Source organism: Burkholderia sp. 9779_493 (assembly GCF_015712215.1).
GTDB classification, from domain to species: Bacteria; Pseudomonadota; Gammaproteobacteria; order Burkholderiales; family Burkholderiaceae; genus Burkholderia; species Burkholderia cenocepacia.
On record NZ_JACCQA010000002.1, the window covers coordinates 130,491 to 154,329 of the forward strand.

The window sequence follows — 23,839 nt, forward strand, 5'->3', positions numbered from 1 at the left end:
AACGAGCGAAATGCGGGCCCGCGGTGTTTGCCGCGGGCCGCTGGTCCGACTCCGGGCGACGATCCGGAGCGATATCGATGACGGTGGAGCGGCCTTCCGGCCGCGTCAAGGAGAAGTCATGGCTCAGTTCAGTGTGGCGCACGACAGCGCCTATCCGGCGGAAGAAGGCGGCGAGGGCGGCGGTCCGGCGTTGCCGGATGGTTACAGCGAACGTCTGTACAACGAAGATTTGGCACCCCTTAAAAATCAGACATGGGGCTCGTACAACATCTTCGCGTTCTGGATGTCGGACGTGCACAGCGTCGGCGGCTACGTGTTCGCGGGCAGCCTGTTCGCGCTCGGGCTGACGAGCTGGCAGGTGCTGATCGCGCTGATCGTCGGCATCGGCCTCGTGAACGCGCTGTGCAACCTGATCGCGCGGCCGAGCCAGCAGATCGGCGTGCCGTATCCGGTCGCGTGCCGCGCGACGTTCGGCGTGCTCGGTGCGAACGTGCCGGCCGTGATCCGCGGGCTGATCGCGATCGCGTGGTACGGCATCCAGACTTATCTTGCGTCGAGCGCGCTCGTGATCGTCGTGCTGAAATTCTTCCCGCAATGGCTGCCGTATGCGGACGTCCATCGCTACGGCTTCCTCGGGCTGTCGGCGGTCGGCTGGGCCGGCTTCATGCTGTTGTGGGTGCTGCAGGCGTTCGTGTTCTGGAACGGGATGGAGACGATCAAGAAGTTCATCGACTTCGCGGGCCCGGCCGTCTATGTCGTGATGTTCATCCTGGCCGGCTACATGGTGTGGCGCGCAGGCTGGCGCAACATCGGCATCAACCTCGGCGGCGTCAAGTATCACGGCGCGGAAGTGATTCCGGTGATGATTACCGCCGTGTCGCTCGTCGTGTCGTACTTCTCCGGGCCGATGCTGAACTTCGGCGATTTCTCGCGCTACTGCCGCTCGTTCGGCGAAGTGAAGCGCGGCAATTTCTGGGGGCTGCCGGTCAACTTCCTCGCGTTCTCGCTGGTCACGGTGATCACGACGGCCGCGACGCTGCCGGTGTTCGGCGAACTGATCACCGACCCGGTCGAGACGGTCGGCCGCATCGACCATCCGACCGCGGTGATCCTCGGCGCGCTGACGTTCACGATCGCGACGATCGGCATCAACATCGTCGCGAACTTCGTGTCGCCCGCGTTCGATTTCTCGAACGTCGCACCGCGCCTGATCAGCTGGCGCGCGGGCGGGATGCTCGCGGCCGTCGCGTCGATCTTCATCACGCCGTGGAACCTGTTCAACAACCCGGCCGTGATCCACTACACGCTCGACGTGCTCGGCGCGTTCATCGGCCCGCTGTACGGCGTGCTGATCGCCGACTTCTACCTCGTCAAGCGCGGCCGCCTCGTGCGCGACGACCTGTACACGATGTCGGAAAGCGGCAGCTACTGGTACACGGGCGGCGTGAACCGCCGCGCGCTCGCCGCGCTGTTGCCGGCCGCGGTGATCGCGGTGGCCTGCGTGATGGTGCCGGGCTGGCAGGGTGTCGCGAATTTCTCGTGGTTCATCGGCGCGGGGCTCGGCTTCGTGTTCTACCGGCTGCTCGCGAGCGCGAAGGCGTAAGGAGCGTGCGATGAAGATCCGACTGATCAATCCGAACACGACGCAGCGGATGACCGACGCGATGGGCCGCTGCGCGCGCGAGGTCGCGGCCGCCGGCACGGAGATCGTCGCCGTGAGCCCGCCGATGGGGCCGCCGTCGATCGAAGGATATTACGACGAGGCGCTCGCGACGCCGGGCCTCCTCGCGGAGATCGCGCAGGGCGAGCGCGACGGCTGCGACGCATACGTGATCGCGTGTTTCGGCGATCCGGGCCTGTACGCCGCGCGCGAGCTCGCGCGCGGGCCGGTGATCGGCATCGCCGAGGCCGCGATGCATGCGGCGAGCGTGCTCGCGCCGGGCTTCTCGGTCGTCACGACGCTCGCGCGCACCTGCGGGATGGCGTGGCACCTCGCGGAGCGCTACGGGATGAAGCGGTTCTGCCGCAACGTGCGCGCGACCGACGTCGCGGTGCTCGAACTCGACCGGCCCGGCTCGGCCGCGCGCCGGATCATCGTCGACGAATGCCGGCGCGCGCTCGACGAGGACGGCGCCGACGCGATCGTGCTCGGCTGCGCGGGGATGGCCGAATTCGCGCACGAGGTCGAGCAGCAGATCGGCGCGCCGGTGGTCGAGGGCGTCACGGCGGCCGTGAAGTGGGCCGAGGCGCTGGTCGCGCTGCGCCTCGCGACCGCGAAACGCGGCGACTACGCGCGGCCGCTGCCGAAGCGCTACGACGGCGCGTTCGCCCGCTTCAGCCCGTCGGACGGGGATGCGGCGGAACCGGTCCCGAATTTGCCGCAACCGCACATACACACCGTCTGACACGCACTATCTGCGCCGCTGTATGGGCGCGTATGAACCTTTTCGCTACACTGGGCCGTCATCGCATCGGCTTGTGCGGCCGGCCTCCGGCACCGCGCGGTCGATGCGAACCCATTATTTCAGCCCGCTCATTCAGCCCGTTTTCGTTGCACTTCGAACCATGTCACTCGATCCCAACTATCCTCGCGACCTGATCGGCTACGGCCGCCATCCCGTTCAGGCGAACTGGCCGGGGCGCGCCCGCGTCGCCGTGCAATTCGTGCTGAACTACGAGGAGGGCGGCGAGAACTGCGTGCTGCACGGCGATCCGGGCTCCGAGCAGTTCCTGTCCGAAATCGTCGGCGCGGCCGCGTATCCGGACCGCCACATGAGCATGGAGTCGATCTACGAATACGGGTCGCGGGCCGGCGTGTGGCGCATCCTGCGCGAATTCGAGAAGCGCGGGTTGCCGCTGACGGTATTCGGCGTCGGCATGGCGATCGAGCGGCATCCGGAACTCGCGCGCGCCTTCGTCGAGCTCGGCCATGAGATCGCATGCCACGGCTGGCGCTGGATCCACTACCAGAGCATGGCGCCGGAGCTCGAAGCCGAGCACATGCGCCTCGGGATGGAGGCGATCGAGCGCGTGACGGGCGAGCGCCCGCTCGGCTGGTATACCGGCCGCGACAGCCCCAATACGCACCGCCTGGTCGCCGAATACGGCGGCTTCCTGTACGACTCCGACAACTACGGCGACGACCTGCCGTTCTGGATGGACGTCGAAGTGTCGGGCGGCCGCACGTCGCCGCAACTGATCGTGCCGTACACGCTCGACACGAACGACATGCGTTTCGCGACGCCGCAGGGCTTCAACACCGGCGACCACTTCTTCGACTACTTGCGCGACGCATTCGACGTGCTGTACGCGGAAGGCGACGAGGCGCCGAAGATGCTGTCGATCGGCATGCACTGCCGACTGCTCGGCCGGCCGGGCCGGTTCCGCGGGCTGCAGCGTTTCCTCGATCACATCGAGAAGCACGATCGCGTATGGGTGACGCGCCGTGTCGATATCGCGCGTCACTGGCGTGAACATCATCCGTATCAGCCCAATCATCGAAACGAAGGGAAAGCATGAAGGCGATGCGCTACACGTTGGAACAACTGAACACGATGGCGCCGAGCGCATTTGTCGCGGCGCTGTCGGGGATTTTCGAACATTCGCCGTGGGTGGCCGAAGTCGCCGCGGGCGAGCGGCCGTTCGCGAGCATCGACGCGCTGCACAAGACGATGTCGGGCGCGGTGGAAAACGGCGGCGAAGTGCGCCAGCTCGCGCTGATCAACGCTCACCCGGAACTGGCCGGCAAGGCCGCCGTGCGCGGCGAGCTGACGGCCGAGTCGACCCGCGAACAGAGCGGCGCAGGCCTCGACCAGTGCACGCAGGAAGAATTCGACAAGCTGCTGACGCTGAACCGCACGTATCGCGAGAAGTTCGGCTTCCCGTTCATCCTCGCGGTGCGCGGTTATGATCGCCACGGCATCATCGCGAACTTCGAGTCGCGCGTGAATCATTCGCGCACCGAGGAACTGCGCACGAGCCTCGACCAGATCTACCGGATCGCGCGCTTCCGCCTCGACGACCTGATCGACGCCTGACACCGCAATACGGCCTGCTGCGTCGCAGCGGCCTGATCGCCTCACTGAAACAAGGAAACATCATGGCTGTTCCGCTTCTCGATCCGAACGCACCCGATTTCACGCGGCGCTACGTGAATCTTGCCGACCCGCGTCTCGGTGCGCAGGCGCTCGAGGCCAGCGACGACTTCTTCGCGCCGAAGGACCGGATGCTGAACCCCGAGCCGGCCGTCTTCATTCCCGGCAAGTACGACGACCACGGCAAGTGGATGGACGGTTGGGAAACGCGCCGCAAGCGTACGACCGGCTACGACTGGTGCATCGTCAAGCTCGCGCGCCCGGGCGTGATCAAGGGCTTCGACATCGACACGAGCCATTTCACCGGCAACTTCCCGCCGGCCGCGTCGATCGAGGCCGCGTTCGTGGCCGACGGCGCGCCGACGCATGCGACCGAGTGGGTCGAGATCGTGCCGTCGACGACGCTGCAGGGCAACAGCCATCACTACGTCGAAGCGCACGACGCACGGGCGTTCACGCATCTGCGCGTAAACATCTACCCGGACGGCGGCATCGCGCGCCTGCGCGTGTACGGCCAGCCGCAGCTCGACTGGGCCGGCGCGAGCGCGACCGAGCAGTTCGACCTCGCGGCGATGGAAAACGGCGGTTACGTGGTGGCCGCGAACAACCAGCACTTTGGCGTCGCGTCGAACCTGCTGCTGCCGGGCCGCGGCGTGAACATGGGCGACGGCTGGGAAACCCGCCGCCGCCGCGAGCCGGGCAACGACTGGGCGATCATCGCGCTCGCGCAGCCGGGCGTGATCCGCAAGATCGAAGTCGATACCGCGTTCTTCAAGGGCAACTATCCGGATCGCTGCTCGATCCAGGCCGCGTACGTGTCGGGCGGCACGGACAGCTCGCTGATCACGCAGTCGATGTTCTGGCCGGTGCTGCTCGGCGAACAGAAGCTGCAGATGGACAAGCAGCACTACTTCGAACAGGACATCGCGTCGCTCGGCCCCGTCACGCACGTGCGACTGAACATCATTCCGGACGGCGGCGTGTCGCGCCTGCGTCTGTGGGGGACGCTCGACAAATGAAGACGCTTGCCATCGAACCGCTGACCAAGGAAGCCTTCGCGCCGTTCGGCGACGTGATCGAAACGGAAGGGGCGAAGCAGATCCCGATCAACCTCGGCACGACGATCCGCTTTCACGATCTCGCGAAAGTCGACGTGACCGATGAAGGCGGCCGCACGCTCGTCAACCTGTTCCGCGGCCAGCCGCGCACGCTGCCGTTCGAAGTGAAGATGCTGGAGCGGCACCCGCTCGGCAGCCAGGCGTTCGTGCCGCTGAACGACCAGCCGTATCTCGTCGTCGTCGCGCCCGCGGGCGATCTCGACCCGGCGAAGATCCGTGCGTTCGTGACGAGCGGCTGGCAGGGCGTCAACTACGCGAAGGGCGTGTGGCATCACCCGCTGATCGCGCTCGGCGGCGTCAGCGACTTCATCGTCGTCGATCGCGGCGGTGACGGCCTGAACCTGAACGAGCAGGATCTGCCGGAATCGCTGTGGCTCACCGAGGATGCACTGGATGCGGTGACGGCCTGAGTCAGGCCGATCCGATCGTCCTCCCGTCGAAACCCGCGCGGCCTGCGCGGTTTTTTTCATGGACGCTCACCTGCGCGTGAATCAGATGGACGAGGACTGGCGCATCGCGCGCGAACCCTGGCCGCCGCGCCGCCGGGTGGCGACCGGCGCATGCTGCGTCATCAGCTCGGCCACCCAGTCGACGAACACGCGCAGCTTCGCGCTGACGTGCCGGTTCGGCGGGAAGGCGACGTACATCGGCATCGGTTCGAGTTGCCATTGCGCGAACAGCGGCACCAGTTCGCCGTTCGCGCGATACGCGGCGGCCATGTAGTCGGGCAGCCACAGGATGCCGAGCCCCGCGAGGCCGGCTGCGAGGTACGCATTGCCGTCGTCGACCGCGAGCACGTAGCGCCCACGCACGTGGACCTGCTCGCCGTCGCATGTCATCGCGAACGGCAGCGTCTTGCCGGTGCGCGCCCACAGGAAGCCGACGACGCGATGATGCGTGTCGTCGAGTTCGGCCGGATGCGACGGCGTACCGGCGCGCGCGAGATAGGCGGGCGATGCGTACACGCCGAGCCGCAGGTCGCCGATGTGGCGCGCGACCAGCGAGCGGTCGGTCGGCTCGCCGCCGCGCACGACGCAATCGACGTTCTCGCCGATCACGTCGACCACGCGGTCGCTCACGCCCATGTCGAGCTGGATGTCCGGATGGCGCGCATGAAACGCGGGTAGCGCGGGGATCAGGATCAGGCGCGCGAACGGGCTCGGCACGTCCACCCGCAGCCGCCCGCGCGGCGACGCCGACGCCGCGGACAGGCTCGTTTCGGCATCGTCCATGTCGGCCAGCAGCCGCACGACACGTTCGTAGTACGCGGCGCCGTCGGCCGTGACGACGACCTTGCGGGTCGTGCGGTTGAACAGCTTCACGCGCAGCCGCGCTTCGAGCTGCTGCACCAGTTGCGTGACGGTGGTGCGGCTCATGTGCAGCGTGTCGGCTGCCTTCGTGAAGCTGCCGGCTTCCACCACGCGGGCGAACGCCTGCATTGCGTCGAATCGATCCATCGGGTCGGGGCTCCGCGTCGGTCGCAGGATTGTTTGGGATGTGCAAACAGTGTTGGACAGGGTTGCCGGTTTATCCGCCGCGCAACGGTCCTTAAAGTGCCTTCATCGTTGATGCACGGGCATGCCGCCCAAGACCGATGGAGGTGTCGAATGGCAAAGCGTAGCGCAGTTTTTCCGCCGGGTCGCCAGGCGCTGTACGACCGCAACCGTTATTCGCCGGCGCTGCGCGCGAACGGCTTCCTGTTCGTATCCGGGCAGGTGGGCAGCCGCGAGGACGGCTCGCCCGAGCCGGAACTGGGCGCGCAGGTGCGCCGTGCGTTCGACAACCTGAATGCGGTGCTGCGCGCGGCCGGCTGCACGTTCGACGACGTCGTCGACGTGACGGTGTTCCTCGTCGATCCCGAAGCGACGTTCAAGCGGGTCTGGGAGATCGTGCCCGAATACTGGGGCGACGCACCGCATCCGACGCTGACCGCCGTCGGCGTGACCTGGCTGTATGGGTTTCAGTTCGAGATCAAGGTGATTGCGCGGCTGCCGGAGACGGGCGACGCATGAGCATTCGGCGCCTGGGTTTCAGCTTGGCCTGCATCACGGCGCGACGGCCGGCTCGTGTTCATACGCGCGATGCAGCAGCGCGACGAACGACGACGAATCGGGCAGCGTCGCCGTGCCGAGCCGGCGCACCGCGATGGCCGGCGTCCATGAATTCATCACGACGGCGCCGGCCAGTGACGGCAGGTCGGCCGGCCTGACTTCACGGTCGTGCTGCGCGACGCCGAGGCGTGCCAGTTGCCGCCGCAGGATGCCCATCGTGACACCGCCGAGCATGCCGGCCACCGGCCACACGACCGCGTCGCCGGTCCAGAACGCCAGATTCCAGATCGAGCCTTCGCTGATGCGCCCGTGGCGATCGATGAACGCCGCATCGTCGAAACCCCGTGAGACCGCGCGGCGCAGAAAGTGCGTTTTCGCGACTTCGCCGACGTGCTTGATCGCCGGCAGCACGCGCTCGTAGTCGAACAGCGCGAGATCGAGTGGGCCTGCGGGCCCCGACGACGGCGCCGCGGTGCGCACCAGCACGTCGAGCGTTTCATCGGCGCGCGGCGCGACGAATTCGCCGCTCGTCGCATGAACGGTCGCGGTCAGCGACAGCGCCGATGGCGCGTGCTCGAGCGCGGCGTGCAGGAACGTGCGCATTCGTGCGTCGGGCAGCGCCTGCCCGAACAGTGCATTCGATGCTTCGCGCAGCCGGGCGAGATGCAGGTCGAGGCCGCGCACGCGCCCGTCGCGGACCTGCATCGCGGTGAAATGCGCGTGGCCCGCGAAGGCCAGCGCGGCGAGTGCATCCGGCGCGGTGGTCGTGCCGTTGAGTTGAGTGACGGACGGGAACGATACGGCGGTCATCGGCAAATCTCCGGGTTCGGCCGCGGGCACGGGGCGGCGCGCGGCATCTTCAAGAACGGCTATTGTTTGCTCATTGATGGCGTCATGAAAAACGAGTAGTTTTCGGACGGTCATCAAATTCCTTTTGAAGATCGATGGAACGCATGTGGCCCGGTACGCGCGCGCTGAGGACGTTCGATGCAGCGGCGCGGCACCTGAATTTCTCGCGGGCGGCCGACGAGGTCGGGTTGACGCCGGCCGCCGTCAGTCACCAGATCAAGGAAATCGAAGCGCAACTCGGCATGGACCTGTTCGTCCGTACGAGCCGCAGCATCCGGCTGACGCCCGCCGGCGTCGTGCTGGCCGGCGCGGCCGCCGACGCGCTGGCGGGCCTGCAACGTGCGACCGCACGGGCGCGCCGCCTCGCGCGCGAGCAGACCGAACTGCGCGTGTCGGTCGGCGCACGCTTCGCGACGCACTGGCTGCTGCCGCGCCTGCCGCGTTTCAGGGCCGCCCATCCCGCGCTCGAACTCACGTTCGACATCACCGATCGCCTGCGCGATTTCGCCGACGACGATGTGGACGTCGCGATCCGCTTCGGCACCGGGCGTTACCGCGATGCAGGTGCGCAGCGCCTGTTCGGCACGTCGGTCGTCGCGGTCTGCAGCCCTGCGCTGCTGTCGGCCGGGCAGCCGCCGCGCGTGCCGCGCGACCTGCTGCGCTACACGCTGTGCCACGCCGACTGCGAAGTCGACGGCGTGCGCTGGCCGCGCTGGTCGGCATGGATGACGGCAGCCGGGGTCGCAGGTTTCGACGACAGCCGGTGCGTCGCGTTTCCGGATTCCAGCCACGTCGTGCAGGCCGTGGCGGACGGCGCGGCGGTCGGGCTGGCCGAGCCGCACATGATCGTGCGCGATCTCGCGGACGGGCGCCTCGTGCGGCTGTTCGACGTGAGCGTCGACGTGGCGCCGACGCTCGCGTATCACGTCGTATATCCGGCGCACCTGCAGGATGATCCGCGCATCGTCGCGTTGCGCGGCTGGCTCGCGGACGAAGTCGCGACGGTGCGCGTGTAGCGCGTGCTATCGTGCCCGCAGCGCCACTGCACGACGCCCGCTTCCGGGCGCGATCTTCCGATGAGCCAGCCTGAAAACGACCTCGCGGTCCTGCTGCGCACGATGCGGCCCGAACTGCATCCGGGCGCGTTCGCGTTCATCGCGCTGCCGCACGACGCCGACGTATCGGTATCCGACGTGATCGCGACGTTCCGCGAAGCGGAAGGGCTGACGGTCGTGGTCGACGAGCAGACGGCCGCCCGGCGCGGCTGGCCGGTGCTGTTCCGCGCCGCCTGGATCACGCTCACCGTGCATTCCGACCTCGCGGCCGTCGGCCTCACGGCCGCGTTCGCACGCGCGCTCGGTGCGGCCGGCATCAGTTGCAACGTGATGGCCGCCGCGTACCACGATCACATCTTCGTGCCGTTCGACGACGGCCCGCGCGCCCGCGATGCACTCGTCGCACTGCAGCGCGACGCGATGCGCGGCTGACGCGCGCAGGGCATTCTGAGCGGGCAAAAAAACGGGCCCGTGACCGGGCCCGCGAACGGAGAGGATGGCGCCGGCGCATGACCGTGCCGGCGCCGGGCGGCTTACTTGACCGCGCCGCCCTCGAACCAGGCGGCGAGCTTGGTCCGCTCGTCGTCGGTCATGTGCGTGACGTTGCCGATCGGCATCGCCTTCAGGCGCACGGCCTGGTCGTAGATGCGCTGCGCGTTCTTCGACACTTCGTCCGGCGTATCGAACATCACGCCCGCGGGCGCGCTGCCCATCAGCGTCGGCTTGGCCGAGTGGCACTCGACGCAGCGCTGCTGCAGGATCGGCATGATGTCGTTGATCACGATCTTCGGTGCGTTGGCCGCTTGCGCTTCCGGTGCGACCGGCTTCGGCATCGTCCACACCAGCGCGCCCGACAGCAGCGCGACGCCGCCGATCGGCAGGTACCACAGCTGCTTGCCGCGGTGACGCATCACGAAGAACTGGCGAATCAGGGCGCCGGCCAGCATGATCAGCACGAGCACGACCCAGTTGAACTTGTTCGTGTACGTCATCGCATAGTGGTTCGACAGCATCGCGAACACGACCGGCAGCGTGAAGTACGTGTTGTGCACCGAACGCTGCTTGCCGCGCTTGCCGTAGATCGGGTTCGGCTCTTCGCCCTTGAGCATCTTGTCGACCATCTTGCGCTGGCCGGGGATGATCACGAAGAACACGTTCGCCGACATGATCGTCGCGAGCATCGCGCCGACGATCAGGTAGGCGGCACGGCCCGAGAAGATGTGGCACGCGAGGTACGCCGCGACGACGACGTACAGGCCGACGCAGATGCCCAGCACGCGGTCGTTGGTGCCGAGGATGCGGCACAGCGAGTCGTAGACGATCCAGCCGGCGGCGAGGAAGCCGAGCGCGGACGCGACGGCGACGACCGGGCCCATGTCGAGCACGTTCTTGTCGATCAGGTACGTGTTCGGGGCGAGCAGGTACAGCACGAAGAACAGCGTGAAGCCCGACAGCCACGTCGTGTACGACGGCCACTTCGACCAGTGCAGGTCATCCGGCATTTCCGGCGGGGCGACCGTGTACTTCTGCATGTTGTAGAAGCCGCCGCCGTGGACGTGCCACAGCTCGCCGAACACGCCGCGCTTGCGCTGGTTCGGGTCGGTCGGCGGTTTCAGGCTGTTGTCGAGCGCGACGAAATAGAACGACTCGCCGATCCACGCAATGGCGACGATGACGTGCAGCCATCGCAGCGCGAGGTTCAGCCAGTCGGTGATGAAGCCTTCCATGAAACTCCTCCAGACTCAGATTTTGTCTTGATGCGGGCGCTGATGCGTATGTCAGCTGCCGCGATAGGTGCTGTACGACCACGGCGACACGAGCAGCGGCACGTGGTAGTGCGATGCGGTGTCGGCGATGCCGAAGCGGAGCACGACGCGGTCGACGAAGCGGGGTTCGGGCACCTTCACGCCGAGCGCCGCGAAGTAGTCGCCGGCATGGAATACGAGTTCGTATTCGCCGGCGGCGAGCGCCGCGCCTTCGAGCAGGGGTTCGTCGCAGCGGCCGTCGCTATTGGTCAGCACGGTCTTGATCGCGCGGCGCGATTCGCCGTCCAGCGCGTAGAGGTCCACCTTGATGGCGGCGCCGGGACGGCCGTGCGCCGTATCGAGTACGTGGGTAGTGAGCTTTCCCATTCGTTGTTCCTTGTGTGAATGCGAGGTTCGGCGGCGGCTCGATCCATGACTGTGCGGCGGATCGAGGCTCCACGTCACGTGGCTACATACCCGTCGGCGAGAGTGAAGCGAGCGCCGTGCAGGCATTGTAAAAAGGTTCCCCACGCAAATACGGGCGCGATATCAAAGATAATGCGCCGCGCATGAGCGGCTGTCGACGGCCCGCCGGATAGGGCTTCGAGCGGCGGTTGCGGGCGCCCGGCAGGGCGGCGGGCGGCGTACCATACCGAATCCCTGAAGGGCGGTATTCCGGATCGCGCATTGTGCGCGGCGCGCGCTTGGGCGATCCTCCCGCCGTGCGCGTCGGCCCGTGGCCCGCGCGTACCCCGAAGACGGCGAGCACGCCGGGTAACCGGGCCAGGGCGTTCGAACGGACGCAGGCACCGGGGCGTGCCGCGATTCAGCGTTCGAACGGCTGTGTGACCGCCTCCAGGACAGCCCCTGGAGGCAGACCGACGCGGAGAACGCATGAATCTCGAGCAGCACGCTGGCGCACGCGCGCCGAACCCCTCCTCATCCCGCCCGACGACCCTGCTGGTCAAGCACGCCGACGTGCTCGTGACCATGGACGACACGCGTCGCGAGCTGCGCGACGCAGGGCTCTACATCGAAGACAACCGGATCGTCGCGGTCGGCCCGAGCGCCGAGCTGCCGGACACGGCCGACGAAGTGCTCGACCTGCGCGGCCACCTCGTGATCCCGGGGCTCGTGAACACGCACCACCACATGTACCAGAGCCTCACGCGCGCGGTGCCGGCCGCGCAGAACGCCGAGCTGTTCGGCTGGCTCACGAACCTGTACCGGATCTGGGCGCACCTGACGCCCGAGATGATCGAGGTGTCGACGCTCACCGCGATGGCCGAGCTGCTGCAGTCGGGCTGCACGACGTCGAGCGACCATCTGTACATCTACCCGAACGGCAGCCGGCTCGACGACAGCATCGGCGCCGCGCAGCGGATCGGCATGCGCTTTCACGCGAGCCGCGGGGCGATGAGCGTCGGCCAGCGCGACGGCGGGCTGCCGCCCGATTCGGTCGTCGAGCGCGAACCTGACATCCTGCGCGACGCGCAGCGCCTGATCGAGACCTATCACGACGAAGGCCGCTACGCGATGCTGCGCGTGGTGGTCGCGCCGTGCTCGCCGTTCTCGGTGAGCCGCGAGCTGATGCGCGACGCGGCCGTGCTGGCGCGCGAATACGGCGTGTCGCTGCACACGCACCTCGCGGAGAACGTCAACGACATCGCGTACAGCCGCGAGAAGTTCGGGATGACGCCTGCCGAATATGCAGAAGATCTCGGCTGGGTCGGCCACGACGTGTGGCATGCGCACTGCGTGCAGCTCGACGATGCGGGCATCGGCCTGTTCGCGCGTACCGGCACGGGCGTCGCGCACTGTCCGTGTTCGAACATGCGGCTCGCGTCCGGCATCGCGCCCGTGAAGAAGATGCGGCTCGCGGGCGTGCCGGTCGGGCTTGGCGTCGACGGTTCCGCGTCGAACGACGGTGCGCAGATGGTGGCGGAAGTGCGCCAGGCGCTGCTGCTGCAGCGGGTCGGCTTCGGGCCCGACGCGATGACCGCGCGCGAAGCGCTCGAGATCGCGACGCTCGGCGGCGCGAAGGTGCTGAACCGCGACGACATCGGCGCGCTGAAACCCGGCATGGCCGCGGATTTCGCCGCGTTCGACCTGCGGCAGCCGCTGTTCGCGGGCGCGTTGCACGATCCGGTCGCGGCGCTCGTGTTCTGCGCGCCGTCGCAGACGGCGTACACGGTGGTGAACGGGAAGGTGGTGGTGCGGGAAGGGCGGCTGGCGACGCTCGATCTGCCGCCCGTGATCGAGCGTCACAATGCACTCGCGCATGCACTCGTCGAGGCATCGCGCTGAGGCAGCACTGAAGCCGTGCGGCGGCGGCCAGGCCGGGCGCGCCGCCGCCGGCCATCGTCGCCCCGCGCCGTGAACGCGCGGGCGCGTGCAAGCCGTTACGGCTCGATCAGCGTGCGGGTGGCTTCGGCGACGAGGCTGCGCAGCCAGCGCACTTCGTCGGAGTAATGGCAGCGTTCGTGCCACAGCTGGTAGTACTGCATCGGCGGGAAGTCGAGCGGCGCCGGCACGACGGACAGCGGAAGGAACTTCGCGTAGTGATCGGCGAACAGCCGCGTGGTCGTGAAGATCAGGTCCGACTTCACGAGCACGTACGGCGCGAGGTTGAAGTACGGCAGCGTGACGACCACGTGGCGCTTGAGCCGCTCGCGCGCGAGATGCACGTCGATCGCGCCGCGCTGGCCGACCGAGTACGGCGTCGGCGCGAGGTGCGGTGCGTTCAGGTACTGGTCGAGCGTGAGCCCGCCGCGCTTCGCGAACGGGTGCGTATTGCTCATCAGGCAGACGATTTCGTCGACGAACAGGTTCGACAGGTGCAGTTGCTCGGGCGGCTCGGGCCAGTTGCCGACGACGATGTCGAGCTTGCCGTCTTCCAGCGCGAGCTCGTAGTCGAACGCGGGGCCGAGCGAATGGAACTCGAGCGTCGCATTCGGCGCGGCCTGGCGGAAGCGTTCGACGACGGTCGGGACGAACAGCACGTTCAGGTAGTCGGGGCAGCCGATCCGGTAGCAGCGGATCGACGTGGCCGGATCGAAGTTGTGCTGCTGGAACTTGATGCGCTCGATTTCACGCAGCGCGTTCTGCACGGGCTCGAGCAGGCGCAGCCCGTATTCGGTCGGCACCATGCCGGATTTGCCGCGCACCAGCAGCGGGTCGCCGGTGATGTCGCGCAGGCGCCGCAGCGCGGCGCTGATCGCCGGTTGCGACTGGTTCAGTTTGACGGCCGCGCGCGTGACGCTGCGCTCCATCAACAAGGTATGCAAGACGCGCAAGAGGTACGTGTCGATCGCCTCGCGTTGCTGACTCATGTTATCTCCGGTTTATATGGCTGGGCTGATCGAGGGGCAGGTGGGGTATATCGTTTTTAATATGAACGAAAATCAGCGTCAAGAGATGGATACCCGCAGGCACGCGGCGGCCGGGCCGCGACAAGGGGCCCGAACGGGATGCAATGCGGGGCGCGCGGCGCCGCACGGCTCCGCCTTGCGCGGATCCGGATCGCGGCGCGGCGGGTGCGGCGGTGCGCGCGTCAGTCGTCGATGCGCATGCCGACCTTCAGCGTGACCTGCCAGTGCACGACCTGGTCGCCTTCGATGTGACCGCGCGTTTCGGTCACCTGGAACCAGTGCAGGTTGTGCAGCGTCTTGCCGGCTTTCGAGATCGCGTTGCGAATCGCGTCGTCGCTCGATTGCCGCGACGAGCCGGTCAGTTCGATCATCTTGTACACGTGGTCGCTCATGATGCCTCCCTGGGACGTTCGCATGATGGGCCGGTGCAAGGCGCGCGCCCGCAACGGCGCCGTGCGTGCCCGGCTTCTTGAGTGATAGGTATGATGGGCGGCAAGTGCAACCCATATCGGAGACGAGGAACATCGTGGAAGTCGGATTTTGCGGACCGGGATTGATGGGCGCGCCGATGATTCGGCATTTGCTGGCGGCCGGGCATCGCGTCAGCGTGTGGAATCGCTCGCGCGAGAAGGCCGAGGCGCTCGTGAAGGACGGCGCGCAGGTAGTCGGCACGCCGCGCGAGCTGGCCGAGCGCGTCGATACGGTATTCGTGTGCGTGCTCGACGGTCGTGCGGTCGGCGACGTCGTGTTCGGCGAGCACGGGCTGCTTTCCGGTGGCGCGAATGCGCGTCGCCTGCAGCGCATCGTCGATCATTCGAGCATTCCGCCTGCCGCCACGCGCGACTACGCGGCGCGCGCGGCGGCGCTCGGGGTCGGCTGGGTCGATGCGCCGGTGTCCGGCGGCGTGCCGGGCGCGCAGGCCGGCACGCTCGCGGTGATGGCCGGCGGCCGCGCGGCCGATCTCGACGCGGTGCGCCCGCTGATCGATACGTACGCGTCGCGCATCACGCACATGGGCGACGCCGGCGCGGGCCAGACGGCGAAGCTGTGCAATCAGGCGATCGTGACCGCGACGGTCACCGCGATCGCCGAGGCGGTCGGCCTCGCGCAGGCGAGCGGCATCGACGCCGCGCGTCTGGCCGAGGCACTGGCCGGTGGCTGGGCCGATTCGGTGCTGCTGCAGACGTTCGTGCCGCGCATGACGTCGGGCGGCCATCCGCCGATCGGCGCGCTCGCGACGTTCCAGAAGGATGTCGATGCCATCGCCGACGCCGCGCGCGACACGGGCGCGGTGATGCCCGTGTCGGCCACCGTGCAGCAGGTGCTGAGGCTCGGCGCCGCGCAGGGGCTCGCCGGCGCCGATTTCGCCGCGTTCATCGACATCGTGCGGCCGAACAACGGCCGTCAACAGGTGTCGTGACGGGCAAGCGGAGCGTGTGAATGGCAGATGGGCCGCCCAAAGGCGGCCCATCGAATGACTGGCGGATCAGCCGAGCGAGCGGGGTGTCGTGTCGCCCGCGTTCTGGCGGCCGAGGCCGCCGCGCAGGCTCGCTTTCGTGCCTGCACCAAACTCGGGCAGGATGCGCGCACGGGCGCGGCTCGCGAAGACGAGGAAGCCGAAGCCGTTTGCTTCGTACCAGTATCCGCCGTTCTCGAGGCCGTCGAGCGGCTGCTCGAGCGCGTTGGCGATCGATTCGATGCAGCGCTTGCGCAATTCGGCGATGGCCGGATAAGGCGGCTGTGCGCCGCGCACGCTGCACAGGAGCACGTCGAGGCCGGGCAGCACATGCGCATAGAGGACGGGTTCGTCCTGCGCGCGGGCGCGGGCAATCTTGGTGTCGAGCTGGGCAAACGGTTTCGAGTGACGCAGGACCGCGAGGAACGACTCCTGGCCATCCTGCGGCGCACGCCGACGTTTTTTCGGGAAGGACATAAACACTCGCCTCAAAAACAATTGCAAGAAATGCGGCACTTTCATGCGACCCACTCCCGGCTATGTACGCCGCATGTCGATCCTTTATAGCACACGAAAATGCTGCATTCGTGCAGTACGACGATCAATGTCTCCCGTCGACCTGCTCGCCATGATCGACACAGCCAGCGTCTTGGCGCCCGTACTGTCGTTTAGTCTCCATCATAGACCTGCTTTTCCCGCGCGTGCATTCGCTCGTCACAAAAAAATGAGATGGGCCGCATGCGGCGGTGCATCGTGTACGCAATAAAAAGGCCCGCACGAGGCGGGCCTGGGGGGCGGAGCGCGTGGCGATCAGCGCTGCTTGAGCGAATCGCGGATCTCGCGCAGCAGCACGGTGTCTTCCGGCGTCGCGGCCGGCGCGGCTTCTTCCGGCTTGCGCAGCTTGTTGATGAATTTCACCATCAGGAAAATGATGAACGCGAGGATAACGAAATTGATCGCCACGGTGATGAACGAGCCGTAGCCGAATGCGGCGACGCCTGCGGCCTGCAGGTCCTTGAACGAGTCGGGATTACCCTTGAACGTCGGGGGGATGGTGCCGAGCAGAACGAACTTGTTCGAGAAATCCAGACCGCCGGTCAGCACACCGATGACCGGCATGATGAGGTCTTTCACGACCGAGTCGACGATTTTCGAGAACGCGCCGCCGATGATCACGCCGACGGCGAGATCCATCACGTTGCCCTTGACGGCGAACTCCTTGAATTCCTTGATGATGCTCATGAGCGGCTTTCTCCTGGTTGGGGGCGAGAGGAGGCGTGCCGCGACGCGCAGGATTGCTTTGCGTCGAATCAGGGTCGGTGGCACGCCGATGGCCGCATGATAGCGAACGTGCCCCATTGCCGGTAGTCCATCTTGAAATGATTGACAAATCCGCGCGTCGGCGCGGCCGGTCATGCAACGGGGCGTGGCGTGCGTGTCAGGGCGTCGACATGCACGTCGACGCCCGGTGGGCAGGGGCTCAGGTGTTGTCGTCGGTCCAGCCGTCGTCGTTGCTGCCGAGGTCCATCCCGCCACCGCCGTTGCCGTCGCTCCAGTTCGAATCGTCGCCGCGGCCGAGGTCGAAGCCCGGGTCGGCTTCCTGCCGGCGGCGCTCGCCGTCGACGATCACGTCGTGTTCGACCACGCGATCGCGGCCGCCGGACATCGCCTGGCCGAGCAGCACGCCGGTCAGCAGTCCGCCCATCCCGCCGCCGAAACCGCCGCCTTGCTGGATCACGACGGGCGGCTGCTGTTGCGGATAGGGTTGTTGCGGCGGGTAGGGCTGCTGCTGATAGGGCTGGCCCTGGGCGCCCGTCACGCGATCGGCTTCCTGCGCGTACACGGAGCCGCTGCCGTTCGTCGGCGCCGCGGGCTGCGCGGCCGGGTCGGGGCGGCCCTCGACGCGCGCCTTCACGCTGGCGTGACGCTGTTCGAGTTCGTCGACGCGATACGGCGGCACCGGATTCTTGCCGTTCGACAGCGTTTCAACGAGCGTACGCGCGTCGTTCTCGATCGCTTCGAGTTCGCCGGTCAGCGCCGCGGCGCCGGGCGCCGTCGACAGCTTCGCATCGAGCTTGAGCGGCCGGATGTCGTTCAGCACGTCGGTCGCGCGCTTGAGCTGCGTGCGGCGTTCGTCGTCGGCGCGGCCGTTGTCGGCCGTGCGCGCGCGCCGCAGCGTCCAGCGCAGCACCAGCGCGATCACGGCGACGATCAGCCCGAGGCCGATCCACATGCCGGTCGACGGGCCGTGTTTTTCGGCCGGCGCGACGGCGGGGGCGAGCCCCGGCTGCAGCGTGCCGGCCTGCGTGGCCGACGGCGTGTTGCCGCTCACGCGCGCGGCGTCGGCGCGAATGCGCGACTCCGTTTGCGCGAAACGCGACGCGTCGGTGAAGCGCAGTTGCGGATCGAGCGATTTCGCGCGCTGCAGTTGCACGAGCGCATCGGACGCGCGGCCTTCGCGGTCCAGCACCTGCGCATACAGGTAGCGCGCGTGCGCGTTGTTCGGATGGGCGTCGATGACTTGCGACAGCTGCGTGTCGGCGCGTTGCCAGTCACGCTGCGCGATCGACTGCTCGACCTGCTGCAGCGACGGTACCGCGAACGCGGCGGACGACAGCAACATCAGCGAGAGGCCGAGTGCGGCGAGAGATTTCTTCATGGTCGAACCGGGCGCACGCGCCCGTCTCCTGACGATCGGTTCGCGCCGCGCGCCCGGGCCGGGGCGCGGCGCGGCGCGGTGGCCCGCGATGGCGGTTACTGCGCGGGCGTATCGAGCTGCTTCTTCAGCGCGGCGAGGCGATCTTCCACCGACGGGCCCTTGTTCAGCGCGGCGAGCTTGTCGTCGAGCGCCTTGCCGCTCGACGTGTCGGCCGAGTTGAGGCGCGCGTCCGAGCGCGCGTTCTGCAACGCGACCTTGTCCTCGAGCTTCTGGAAGTCCTCGGACAGGTTCTTGCCGCCGATGCCGCCCAGCGCGCTGGCGGCCACGTCCTTCGCCTGCGCGATTTCCTGCTTGGCCTGCAGGATGTTCGAGCGCGCATTCAGGTCGTTGCGGCGCTGGCGCATGTCGGCGATCTGCCCCTTCAGCTTGTCGACCGACGGCTCGAGCGTCGTCAGTTCGGCCGCGAGCGCATCGCGCTCGGCTTCCGCGTTCGACTGCGCCGCGAGCGCCTCGCGCGCAAGCGCTTCGTCGCCGCCCTGCAGCGCGCGCTTCGCGCCGTCCTCGTACTTCCTGACCTTGTCGTCGGCCGCATCGCGCTTGCTGCGCTGGGTCGCGACCTGTGCCTCGATCTCGATCAGCGAATTCTCGGCACGGCCGATGCTGTCGTCGAGCTCCCGCACGATCTGCCGTGCGTCGCGCGACGGATCCTGTACCGAATCGGCCGCATCGTTCAGCAGGCCTTTGATCGTGCGCGAAATAGAGTCGAAAAGCGACATGAAATCCTCCGTGGTTGAAAGGCGCCGCGTGACCGCGGCAATGCCCGTCGCGAGCCGGTTCCGGCCCGCGTGAGCCGGCGGATATTACACCACCGGTTCACTTAAATACGGCTTAAACGCGCGAGTTCAAGCGGCGCACGCATCAGGACGCCAAACCTTTCGCGACTGAAAGAAAAATGCCCGCGCACGCCGTATCGCGTGTCCATCATAGGCCGAGGATGCCGACAATACGTTCCGCAAATCACGGCATTGCGGGAATTTTTACAAAAAATCGCGAAGGCCCCCGGGCGATTTCATTAAAATGCGCTGTCACGTCGCGGGAACGGATCGCCGCGCGGCGGGGTCTGTCGACGTGACAGCCGCATCTCGATGCACCCACTCTGATTCATCCGCTTGCATTTCCGCATGCGTCCGAGGGCGCCACGTACGCCCGCCATTCCGACATGCCAATTATCAAACGACCGCCTTCTTCTTCCGACAGGAACGAGCCCCACTACACGCTGCGCCGTTCGCCGTCCGGAGCCTATTACCCCGATGACGACGATCGCGACGACGGCCGCCGCGCGCAGCAGCGCAGCGGCGGTGGCGGAGGGCGCCGCCGTACGTTCGGCTCGCGCGTCGCGCTGTGGTTCGTCGGCTTGTTCGCGACCCTGGCGGTGGTCGGCGCGCTGATCGTCGGCTACGCGCTGGTCGTGATGGCGCCGCAACTGCCGTCGCTCGACGCGCTGACGAACTACCAGCCGAAGGTGCCGCTGCGCGTGTTCACCGCCGACCACGTGCTGATCGGCGAGTTCGGCGAGGAGCGCCGCAGCCTCGTGCGCTTCCAGGATATTCCCGACGTGATGAAGAAGGCCGTGCTCGCGATCGAGGACTACCGCTTCTACGAGCACGGCGGCGTCGATTTCGTCGGCATCCTGCGCGCGGGCGTGGCCGACCTGATGCACGGCGGCGCGCGCCAGGGCGCGAGCACGATCACGATGCAGGTCGCGCGCAACTTCTTCCTGTCGAGCGAGAAGACCTACACGCGCAAGATCTACGAAATGCTGCTCGCGTACAAGATCGAGAAGGCCCTGACGAAGGACCAGATCCTCGAGCTGTACATGAACCAGATCTATCTCGGCCAGCGATCGTACGGTTTCGCGGCCGCGGCGCGCGTGTACTTCGGCAAGGACCTGAAGGACATCACGCTCGCGGAAGCGGCGATGCTCGCGGGGCTGCCGAAGGCGCCGTCCGCCTATAACCCGGTCGTCAATCCGAAGCGCGCGAAGGTGCGTCAGGAATACATCCTGAAGCGCATGCTCGACATCGGCTACATCACGCAGCCGCAGTACGACGAAGCGATCAAGGAAGAGATCCACGTGCGCACGCCGGGCAACCAGTACGCGGTGCACGGCGAGTACGTCGCCGAGATGGTGCGGCAGATGATGTACCAGCAGTACAAGGACGAAACCTATACGCGCGGGCTGACCGTCACGACGACGATCAACTCGGCCGACCAGGAAGCCGCGTACCAGGCCGTGCGTCGCGGCATTCTCGACTACGAGCGCCGCCACGGCTATCGCGGCCCCGAGGCATCGATCAACCTGCCCGCGGCCGGCGACGAACGCGACGAGGCGATCGACGATGCGCTCGCCGATCACCCGGACAACGGCGACCTGCAGTCGGCGGTCGTGCTGTCGGCGTCGCCGAACGCGGTCGAGGTGCAGTTCGTCGGCGGGGCGACCACGACGATCGGCCCGGCCGGGCTGCGTTTCGTCGCGGCCGCGCTGGGCGCCCGTGCGAACAACACGCTGCGCATCAAGCCGGGCTCGGTCGTGCGCGTGCTGAAGGACGGCAAGACGGGCTGGCAGGTCGTGCAGCTGCCGCAGGTCGAAGGCGCGCTCGTCGCGATTGCGCCGCAGGACGGTGCGATCCGCTCGCTCGTCGGCGGCTTCGACTTCAACAAGAGCAAGTTCAACCACGTGACGCAGGCGTGGCGGCAGCCGGGCTCGTCGTTCAAGCCGTTCATCTATTCGGCGTCGCTCGACAAGGGGCTCGGGCCGGCGACGATGATCAACGACGCGCCGCTGTACTTCCCGCCGAGCGTGCCGGGTGGCACCGCATGGGAGCCGAAGGACGACGACCAGCCGGACGGCCCGATGACGATGCGCACCGGCCTGCAGCGTTCGAAGAACCTCGTGTCGATCCGGATCCTCGCGTCGATCGGCACGCAGTATGCGCAGCAGTACGTGACACAGCGCTTCGGCTTCGATCCGGCGAAGACGCCGCCGTACCTGCCGATGGCGCTCGGCGCGGGCCTCGTGACGCCGCTGCAGCTCGCGACCGGCTACGCGGTGTTCGCGAACGGCGGGTACAAGGTCGACCCGTACCTGATCGCCGAAGTCGACGACGCACGCGGTCAGCCGCTGCAGAAGTCGCAGCCGGTGGTCGCGGGCGGCACGGCGCCGCGCACGATCGAAGGCCGCAACGCGTACGTGATGAACAGCCTGCTGCATTCGGTCGCGACGGCCGGCACGGGCGCGGGCACCAACGCGCTGGGCCGCAACGACCTGCAGGGCAAGACGGGTACCACCAACGATGCGAAGGACGGCTGGTTCGCCGGCTACCAGCAGTCGCTCGTCGCGGTCGCGTGGATGGGCTTCGACCAGCCGAAGAGCCTCGGTAGCCGCGAATTCGGTGCGCAGCTCGCGTTGCCGATCTGGGTGAACTACATGCGCACCGCGCTGAACGGCGTGCCCGAGCAGCAGATGCCGATGCCGGACGGCCTGACCACGATCGACGGGGAGCTGTACTACGCCGATCGCACGCCGGGCAACGGCTTCGTCGCGAACGTCGACATCAACCCGGCGGAGAACGCGATCAGCGCGAACGACGCACTGGGTTCGGCCGGCGCGGCCGGGCTGGCGCCGCCGCCCGTCACGCCGCAGGAGAAGCAGCAGATCATGGACATGTTCGAGAACAGGTAAGCGGTACGCCGTGCTTCAGACATGCCGACGGGCGCCTTCGGGCGCCCGTTTTGTCGTGCGCGGCCGGCAGTGGAACGCGGTGAATCAGAACGACGTGCAGGCCGGCACGATGGCGATGCCGACCGATTGCTGATGGAACCGCTGGACGTATGCCTGCCGGATCGCGGCGAGCCGTGCGCGCGTGTCGGGCGTATCGTCGGCGATGATGCGGATCACGAAGCTGTCTTCGTGCGTGATCCTGTCGGTCGAGCGGTCGCGCCACTGGCCGTGCGTGTCCCAGTAGGTGAGGCCGTCGGGGAAGCGCGGCGTGACCGTGTCGGCGAGGAAGGCCGCGCGTTCGGCATCGGTGACGGGGCCGCGCCCGGTGACGTCGCGCCCGAACAGCAGGTCGGCCTGCAGCATGCGGCTTTCACCCGGTTGCGTGCAGGACGCGGATTGCGCGCCGGCGGTGGACGAGGATGGCACCGCGCAACCGGCGAGCAGCGCGAGCACCGCCGTGCATGCGGCCAGCCGCCGCATCTGCCCATTTCGTGACGATCGACCTTCGCGCGCGCAAAACGCTGCGCGCTCAACCACTTGCGTGCGGGTCCGGCGGGTTATCAACAGGGCTGTCAACATAATCTGGGGATAACCCTAGGTTGGTTTGCACGCGCCGAGTCGGGGTCAGTGCTGCAGTTTTGCGTGCGCGAGATGCATGCCGAGCGTGGCGGGGTCGGTATTCGTGCCCGACAGCAGCACGCCGACGCGCTTGCCCTGCAGCGTTTCGCGCAGCGGGCCGAGCAGCGCGGCGAGCGCGGCCGCGCAGGCCGGCTCGACCGACAGTTTCAGGTGCGAGAACAGGAACAGCATCGCGGCGCGCAGCGCATCGTCGGAGACGGTGACGATGCGGTCGAGGTGGCGCCGGCACAGCTGGTAGCTGTATTCCTCGGTATGCGGCGCCATCAGCGAATCGGCGATCGTCTGCATCGCGCTCATCTTGATCGTGTGATTGGCCGCGAAGCTGCGGCTCATCGCGTCGGCGCCTTCCGGCTCGACGCCGTACACGTGCACGCGCGGATTCGCGAGCCGCAGCGCGGTCGCCATGCCGGCCGCGAGCCCGCCGCCGCCGATCGGCACGATCACCGCGTCGAGGTCCGGCGTCTGCGTCGCCCATTCGTAGCCGAGCGTCGCGGTGCCGAGGATCGTGTGATAGCCGTTGAATGGATGAATGAAGAAGCGGCCTTCCTCGGCCTCGATGCGCCGCACGAGGTCGAATGCCTGCGATGCGCTGCCCGCCAGCACGACTTCCGCGCGGTACTGCTTGCATTGCGCGATGCGCGTCGGGCTCGCGGTATGGAACATCACGACCTTCGCGCTGCTGCCGAGCCGCATCGCCGCATACGCGACGGCTGCCGCATGATTGCCGGCCGACACGCAGGTGACGCCCGCGTTCTTGCGGGCTTCGTCGAGCGCGAGCAGGTGCGTGAACGCGCCGCGCGCCTTGAAGCTGCCGCTCGCCTGCAGCAGCTCGAACTTGAAGTTGACGTGCGTGCCTTCGAGGGAGGGCAGGTCGGCGCGCTCGAACACGGGCGTGCGCGCGACCCACGGCGACAACGCGAAATGCTGCGCGGCGATTTCGTCGAGCGTCGGAATCGGCTCGCCGTCGATCGTCGTGTGGGCGGTGCCCTGTTGTTCAGTCGACATGACGTGGCGGGTGGCG

Annotated in this window: 24 protein-coding genes; 12 read left to right on the forward strand and 12 right to left on the reverse strand. The window is 67.5% G+C overall.

Going from position 1 to position 23,839, the window contains the following annotated elements; all coding sequences use genetic code 11:
• Positions 1 to 118: 118 nt before the first annotated feature.
• The 6 genes from H0X95_RS02175 (at position 119) to H0X95_RS02200 (ending at position 5,622) form a co-directional block, all read left to right on the forward strand.
• Positions 119 to 1,603, forward strand: a complete 1,485-nt coding sequence (locus tag H0X95_RS02175; RefSeq protein WP_006495585.1) for an NCS1 family nucleobase:cation symporter-1 — start codon at positions 119 to 121, stop codon at positions 1,601 to 1,603.
• A 10-nt stretch (positions 1,604 to 1,613) separates the two neighbouring features.
• Positions 1,614 to 2,405 (forward strand): aspartate/glutamate racemase family protein, encoded by a 792-nt coding sequence (locus H0X95_RS02180; protein WP_058901560.1) that lies wholly within the window; start codon positions 1,614 to 1,616, stop codon positions 2,403 to 2,405.
• A gap of 160 nt (positions 2,406 to 2,565) precedes the next feature.
• Positions 2,566 to 3,519: an allantoinase PuuE gene (puuE, locus tag H0X95_RS02185; protein ID WP_006490231.1), complete on the forward strand. Its 954-nt coding sequence runs from the start codon at positions 2,566 to 2,568 to the stop codon at positions 3,517 to 3,519.
• The gene (gene uraD / locus H0X95_RS02190; RefSeq protein ID WP_006490235.1) at positions 3,516 to 4,037 is read left to right on the forward strand and encodes a 2-oxo-4-hydroxy-4-carboxy-5-ureidoimidazoline decarboxylase; all 522 of its coding nucleotides are present in this window, start codon (positions 3,516 to 3,518) and stop codon (positions 4,035 to 4,037) included. The genes puuE and uraD overlap by 4 nt, the downstream gene beginning before the upstream one ends.
• Positions 4,038 to 4,099: 62 nt before the next feature.
• Positions 4,100 to 5,113 carry an allantoicase gene (alc, locus tag H0X95_RS02195; RefSeq protein WP_006490198.1) on the forward strand — a complete coding sequence of 338 codons (1,014 nt, stop codon included), beginning with the start codon at positions 4,100 to 4,102 and terminating at the stop codon, positions 5,111 to 5,113.
• Positions 5,110 to 5,622 carry an ureidoglycolate lyase gene (locus H0X95_RS02200; RefSeq protein WP_006495587.1) on the forward strand — a complete coding sequence of 171 codons (513 nt, stop codon included), beginning with the start codon at positions 5,110 to 5,112 and terminating at the stop codon, positions 5,620 to 5,622. Before alc ends, H0X95_RS02200 begins: the two co-directional genes overlap by 4 nt.
• A gap of 81 nt (positions 5,623 to 5,703) precedes the next feature.
• Here the strand turns inward: H0X95_RS02200 and H0X95_RS02205 are convergent, their stop codons facing one another.
• Positions 5,704 to 6,669, reverse strand: a complete 966-nt coding sequence (locus tag H0X95_RS02205) for a LysR family transcriptional regulator (protein ID WP_059720667.1) — start codon at positions 6,667 to 6,669, stop codon at positions 5,704 to 5,706.
• Between the two features lie 150 nt (positions 6,670 to 6,819).
• Between H0X95_RS02205 and H0X95_RS02210 the strand changes: the two genes are divergently transcribed.
• Positions 6,820 to 7,224 (forward strand): RidA family protein, encoded by a 405-nt coding sequence (locus tag H0X95_RS02210; RefSeq protein ID WP_048989279.1) that lies wholly within the window; start codon positions 6,820 to 6,822, stop codon positions 7,222 to 7,224.
• A 33-nt stretch (positions 7,225 to 7,257) separates the two neighbouring features.
• Here the strand turns inward: H0X95_RS02210 and H0X95_RS02215 are convergent, their stop codons facing one another.
• Positions 7,258 to 8,073 (reverse strand): aminotransferase class IV family protein, encoded by an 816-nt coding sequence (locus H0X95_RS02215; protein ID WP_408580185.1) that lies wholly within the window; start codon positions 8,071 to 8,073, stop codon positions 7,258 to 7,260.
• A 134-nt stretch (positions 8,074 to 8,207) separates the two neighbouring features.
• On the opposite strand from H0X95_RS02215, the gene H0X95_RS02220 reads away from it, so the two are divergent.
• Positions 8,208 to 9,128 carry a LysR substrate-binding domain-containing protein gene (locus tag H0X95_RS02220; RefSeq protein ID WP_034201602.1) on the forward strand — a complete coding sequence of 307 codons (921 nt, stop codon included), beginning with the start codon at positions 8,208 to 8,210 and terminating at the stop codon, positions 9,126 to 9,128.
• 60 nt (positions 9,129 to 9,188) lie between these two features.
• Entirely contained in the window at positions 9,189 to 9,599 is a 411-nt protein-coding gene (locus tag H0X95_RS02225) for an ACT domain-containing protein (RefSeq protein ID WP_006495592.1), read from the forward strand.
• Positions 9,600 to 9,700: 101 nt separating this feature from the next.
• On the opposite strand, the gene H0X95_RS02230 is transcribed toward H0X95_RS02225, so the two are convergent.
• Positions 9,701 to 10,894: a urate hydroxylase PuuD gene (locus tag H0X95_RS02230; RefSeq protein WP_006490217.1), complete on the reverse strand. Its 1,194-nt coding sequence runs from the start codon at positions 10,892 to 10,894 to the stop codon at positions 9,701 to 9,703.
• 51 nt (positions 10,895 to 10,945) lie between these two features.
• Complete coding sequence (gene uraH, locus H0X95_RS02235) at positions 10,946 to 11,299, reverse strand: hydroxyisourate hydrolase (protein ID WP_006490200.1); 354 nt, start codon at positions 11,297 to 11,299, stop codon at positions 10,946 to 10,948.
• 507 nt (positions 11,300 to 11,806) lie between these two features.
• Between uraH and H0X95_RS02240 the strand changes: the two genes are divergently transcribed.
• A complete protein-coding gene (locus H0X95_RS02240) occupies positions 11,807 to 13,219 on the forward strand; it encodes an 8-oxoguanine deaminase (RefSeq protein WP_006490193.1) in 1,413 nt (470 codons plus the stop codon).
• A gap of 95 nt (positions 13,220 to 13,314) precedes the next feature.
• On the opposite strand, the gene H0X95_RS02245 is transcribed toward H0X95_RS02240, so the two are convergent.
• Both H0X95_RS02245 and H0X95_RS02250 read right to left on the reverse strand, forming a co-directional pair.
• On the reverse strand, positions 13,315 to 14,244 hold the full coding sequence (locus H0X95_RS02245; protein ID WP_006490213.1) for a LysR substrate-binding domain-containing protein: 930 nt from the start codon (positions 14,242 to 14,244) through the stop codon (positions 13,315 to 13,317).
• 221 nt (positions 14,245 to 14,465) lie between these two features.
• Complete coding sequence (locus H0X95_RS02250; RefSeq protein ID WP_006493215.1) at positions 14,466 to 14,675, reverse strand: dodecin; 210 nt, start codon at positions 14,673 to 14,675, stop codon at positions 14,466 to 14,468.
• 134 nt (positions 14,676 to 14,809) lie between these two features.
• Between H0X95_RS02250 and H0X95_RS02255 the strand changes: the two genes are divergently transcribed.
• The gene (locus H0X95_RS02255; RefSeq protein ID WP_006495594.1) at positions 14,810 to 15,703 is read left to right on the forward strand and encodes an NAD(P)-dependent oxidoreductase; all 894 of its coding nucleotides are present in this window, start codon (positions 14,810 to 14,812) and stop codon (positions 15,701 to 15,703) included.
• Between the two features lie 66 nt (positions 15,704 to 15,769).
• Here H0X95_RS02255 and H0X95_RS02260 read toward each other — a convergent pair whose 3' ends face one another.
• The 4 genes from H0X95_RS02260 to H0X95_RS02275 form a co-directional block, all read right to left on the reverse strand.
• Positions 15,770 to 16,216, reverse strand: a complete 447-nt coding sequence (locus tag H0X95_RS02260) for a hypothetical protein (protein WP_006488003.1) — start codon at positions 16,214 to 16,216, stop codon at positions 15,770 to 15,772.
• A 333-nt stretch (positions 16,217 to 16,549) separates the two neighbouring features.
• Positions 16,550 to 16,981 (reverse strand): large conductance mechanosensitive channel protein MscL, encoded by a 432-nt coding sequence (mscL, locus tag H0X95_RS02265; protein ID WP_006487991.1) that lies wholly within the window; start codon positions 16,979 to 16,981, stop codon positions 16,550 to 16,552.
• A 238-nt stretch (positions 16,982 to 17,219) separates the two neighbouring features.
• Positions 17,220 to 18,398 (reverse strand): tetratricopeptide repeat protein, encoded by a 1,179-nt coding sequence (locus tag H0X95_RS02270; protein WP_006495595.1) that lies wholly within the window; start codon positions 18,396 to 18,398, stop codon positions 17,220 to 17,222.
• 95 nt (positions 18,399 to 18,493) lie between these two features.
• Complete coding sequence (locus H0X95_RS02275; protein ID WP_006487987.1) at positions 18,494 to 19,174, reverse strand: PspA/IM30 family protein; 681 nt, start codon at positions 19,172 to 19,174, stop codon at positions 18,494 to 18,496.
• Positions 19,175 to 19,617: 443 nt separating this feature from the next.
• Here H0X95_RS02275 and H0X95_RS02280 point away from each other — a divergent pair, with 443 nt between their 5' ends.
• Positions 19,618 to 22,140: a penicillin-binding protein 1A gene (locus tag H0X95_RS02280; protein WP_006488026.1), complete on the forward strand. Its 2,523-nt coding sequence runs from the start codon at positions 19,618 to 19,620 to the stop codon at positions 22,138 to 22,140.
• Positions 22,141 to 22,224: 84 nt separating this feature from the next.
• Here the strand turns inward: H0X95_RS02280 and H0X95_RS02285 are convergent, their stop codons facing one another.
• Together H0X95_RS02285 and H0X95_RS02290 are read right to left on the reverse strand one after the other, a co-directional pair.
• Positions 22,225 to 22,659 (reverse strand): DUF3574 domain-containing protein, encoded by a 435-nt coding sequence (locus H0X95_RS02285; protein WP_059720665.1) that lies wholly within the window; start codon positions 22,657 to 22,659, stop codon positions 22,225 to 22,227.
• Between the two features lie 144 nt (positions 22,660 to 22,803).
• A complete protein-coding gene (locus tag H0X95_RS02290; protein WP_059720664.1) occupies positions 22,804 to 23,823 on the reverse strand; it encodes a threonine/serine dehydratase in 1,020 nt (339 codons plus the stop codon).
• Positions 23,824 to 23,839 lie beyond the last annotated feature (16 nt).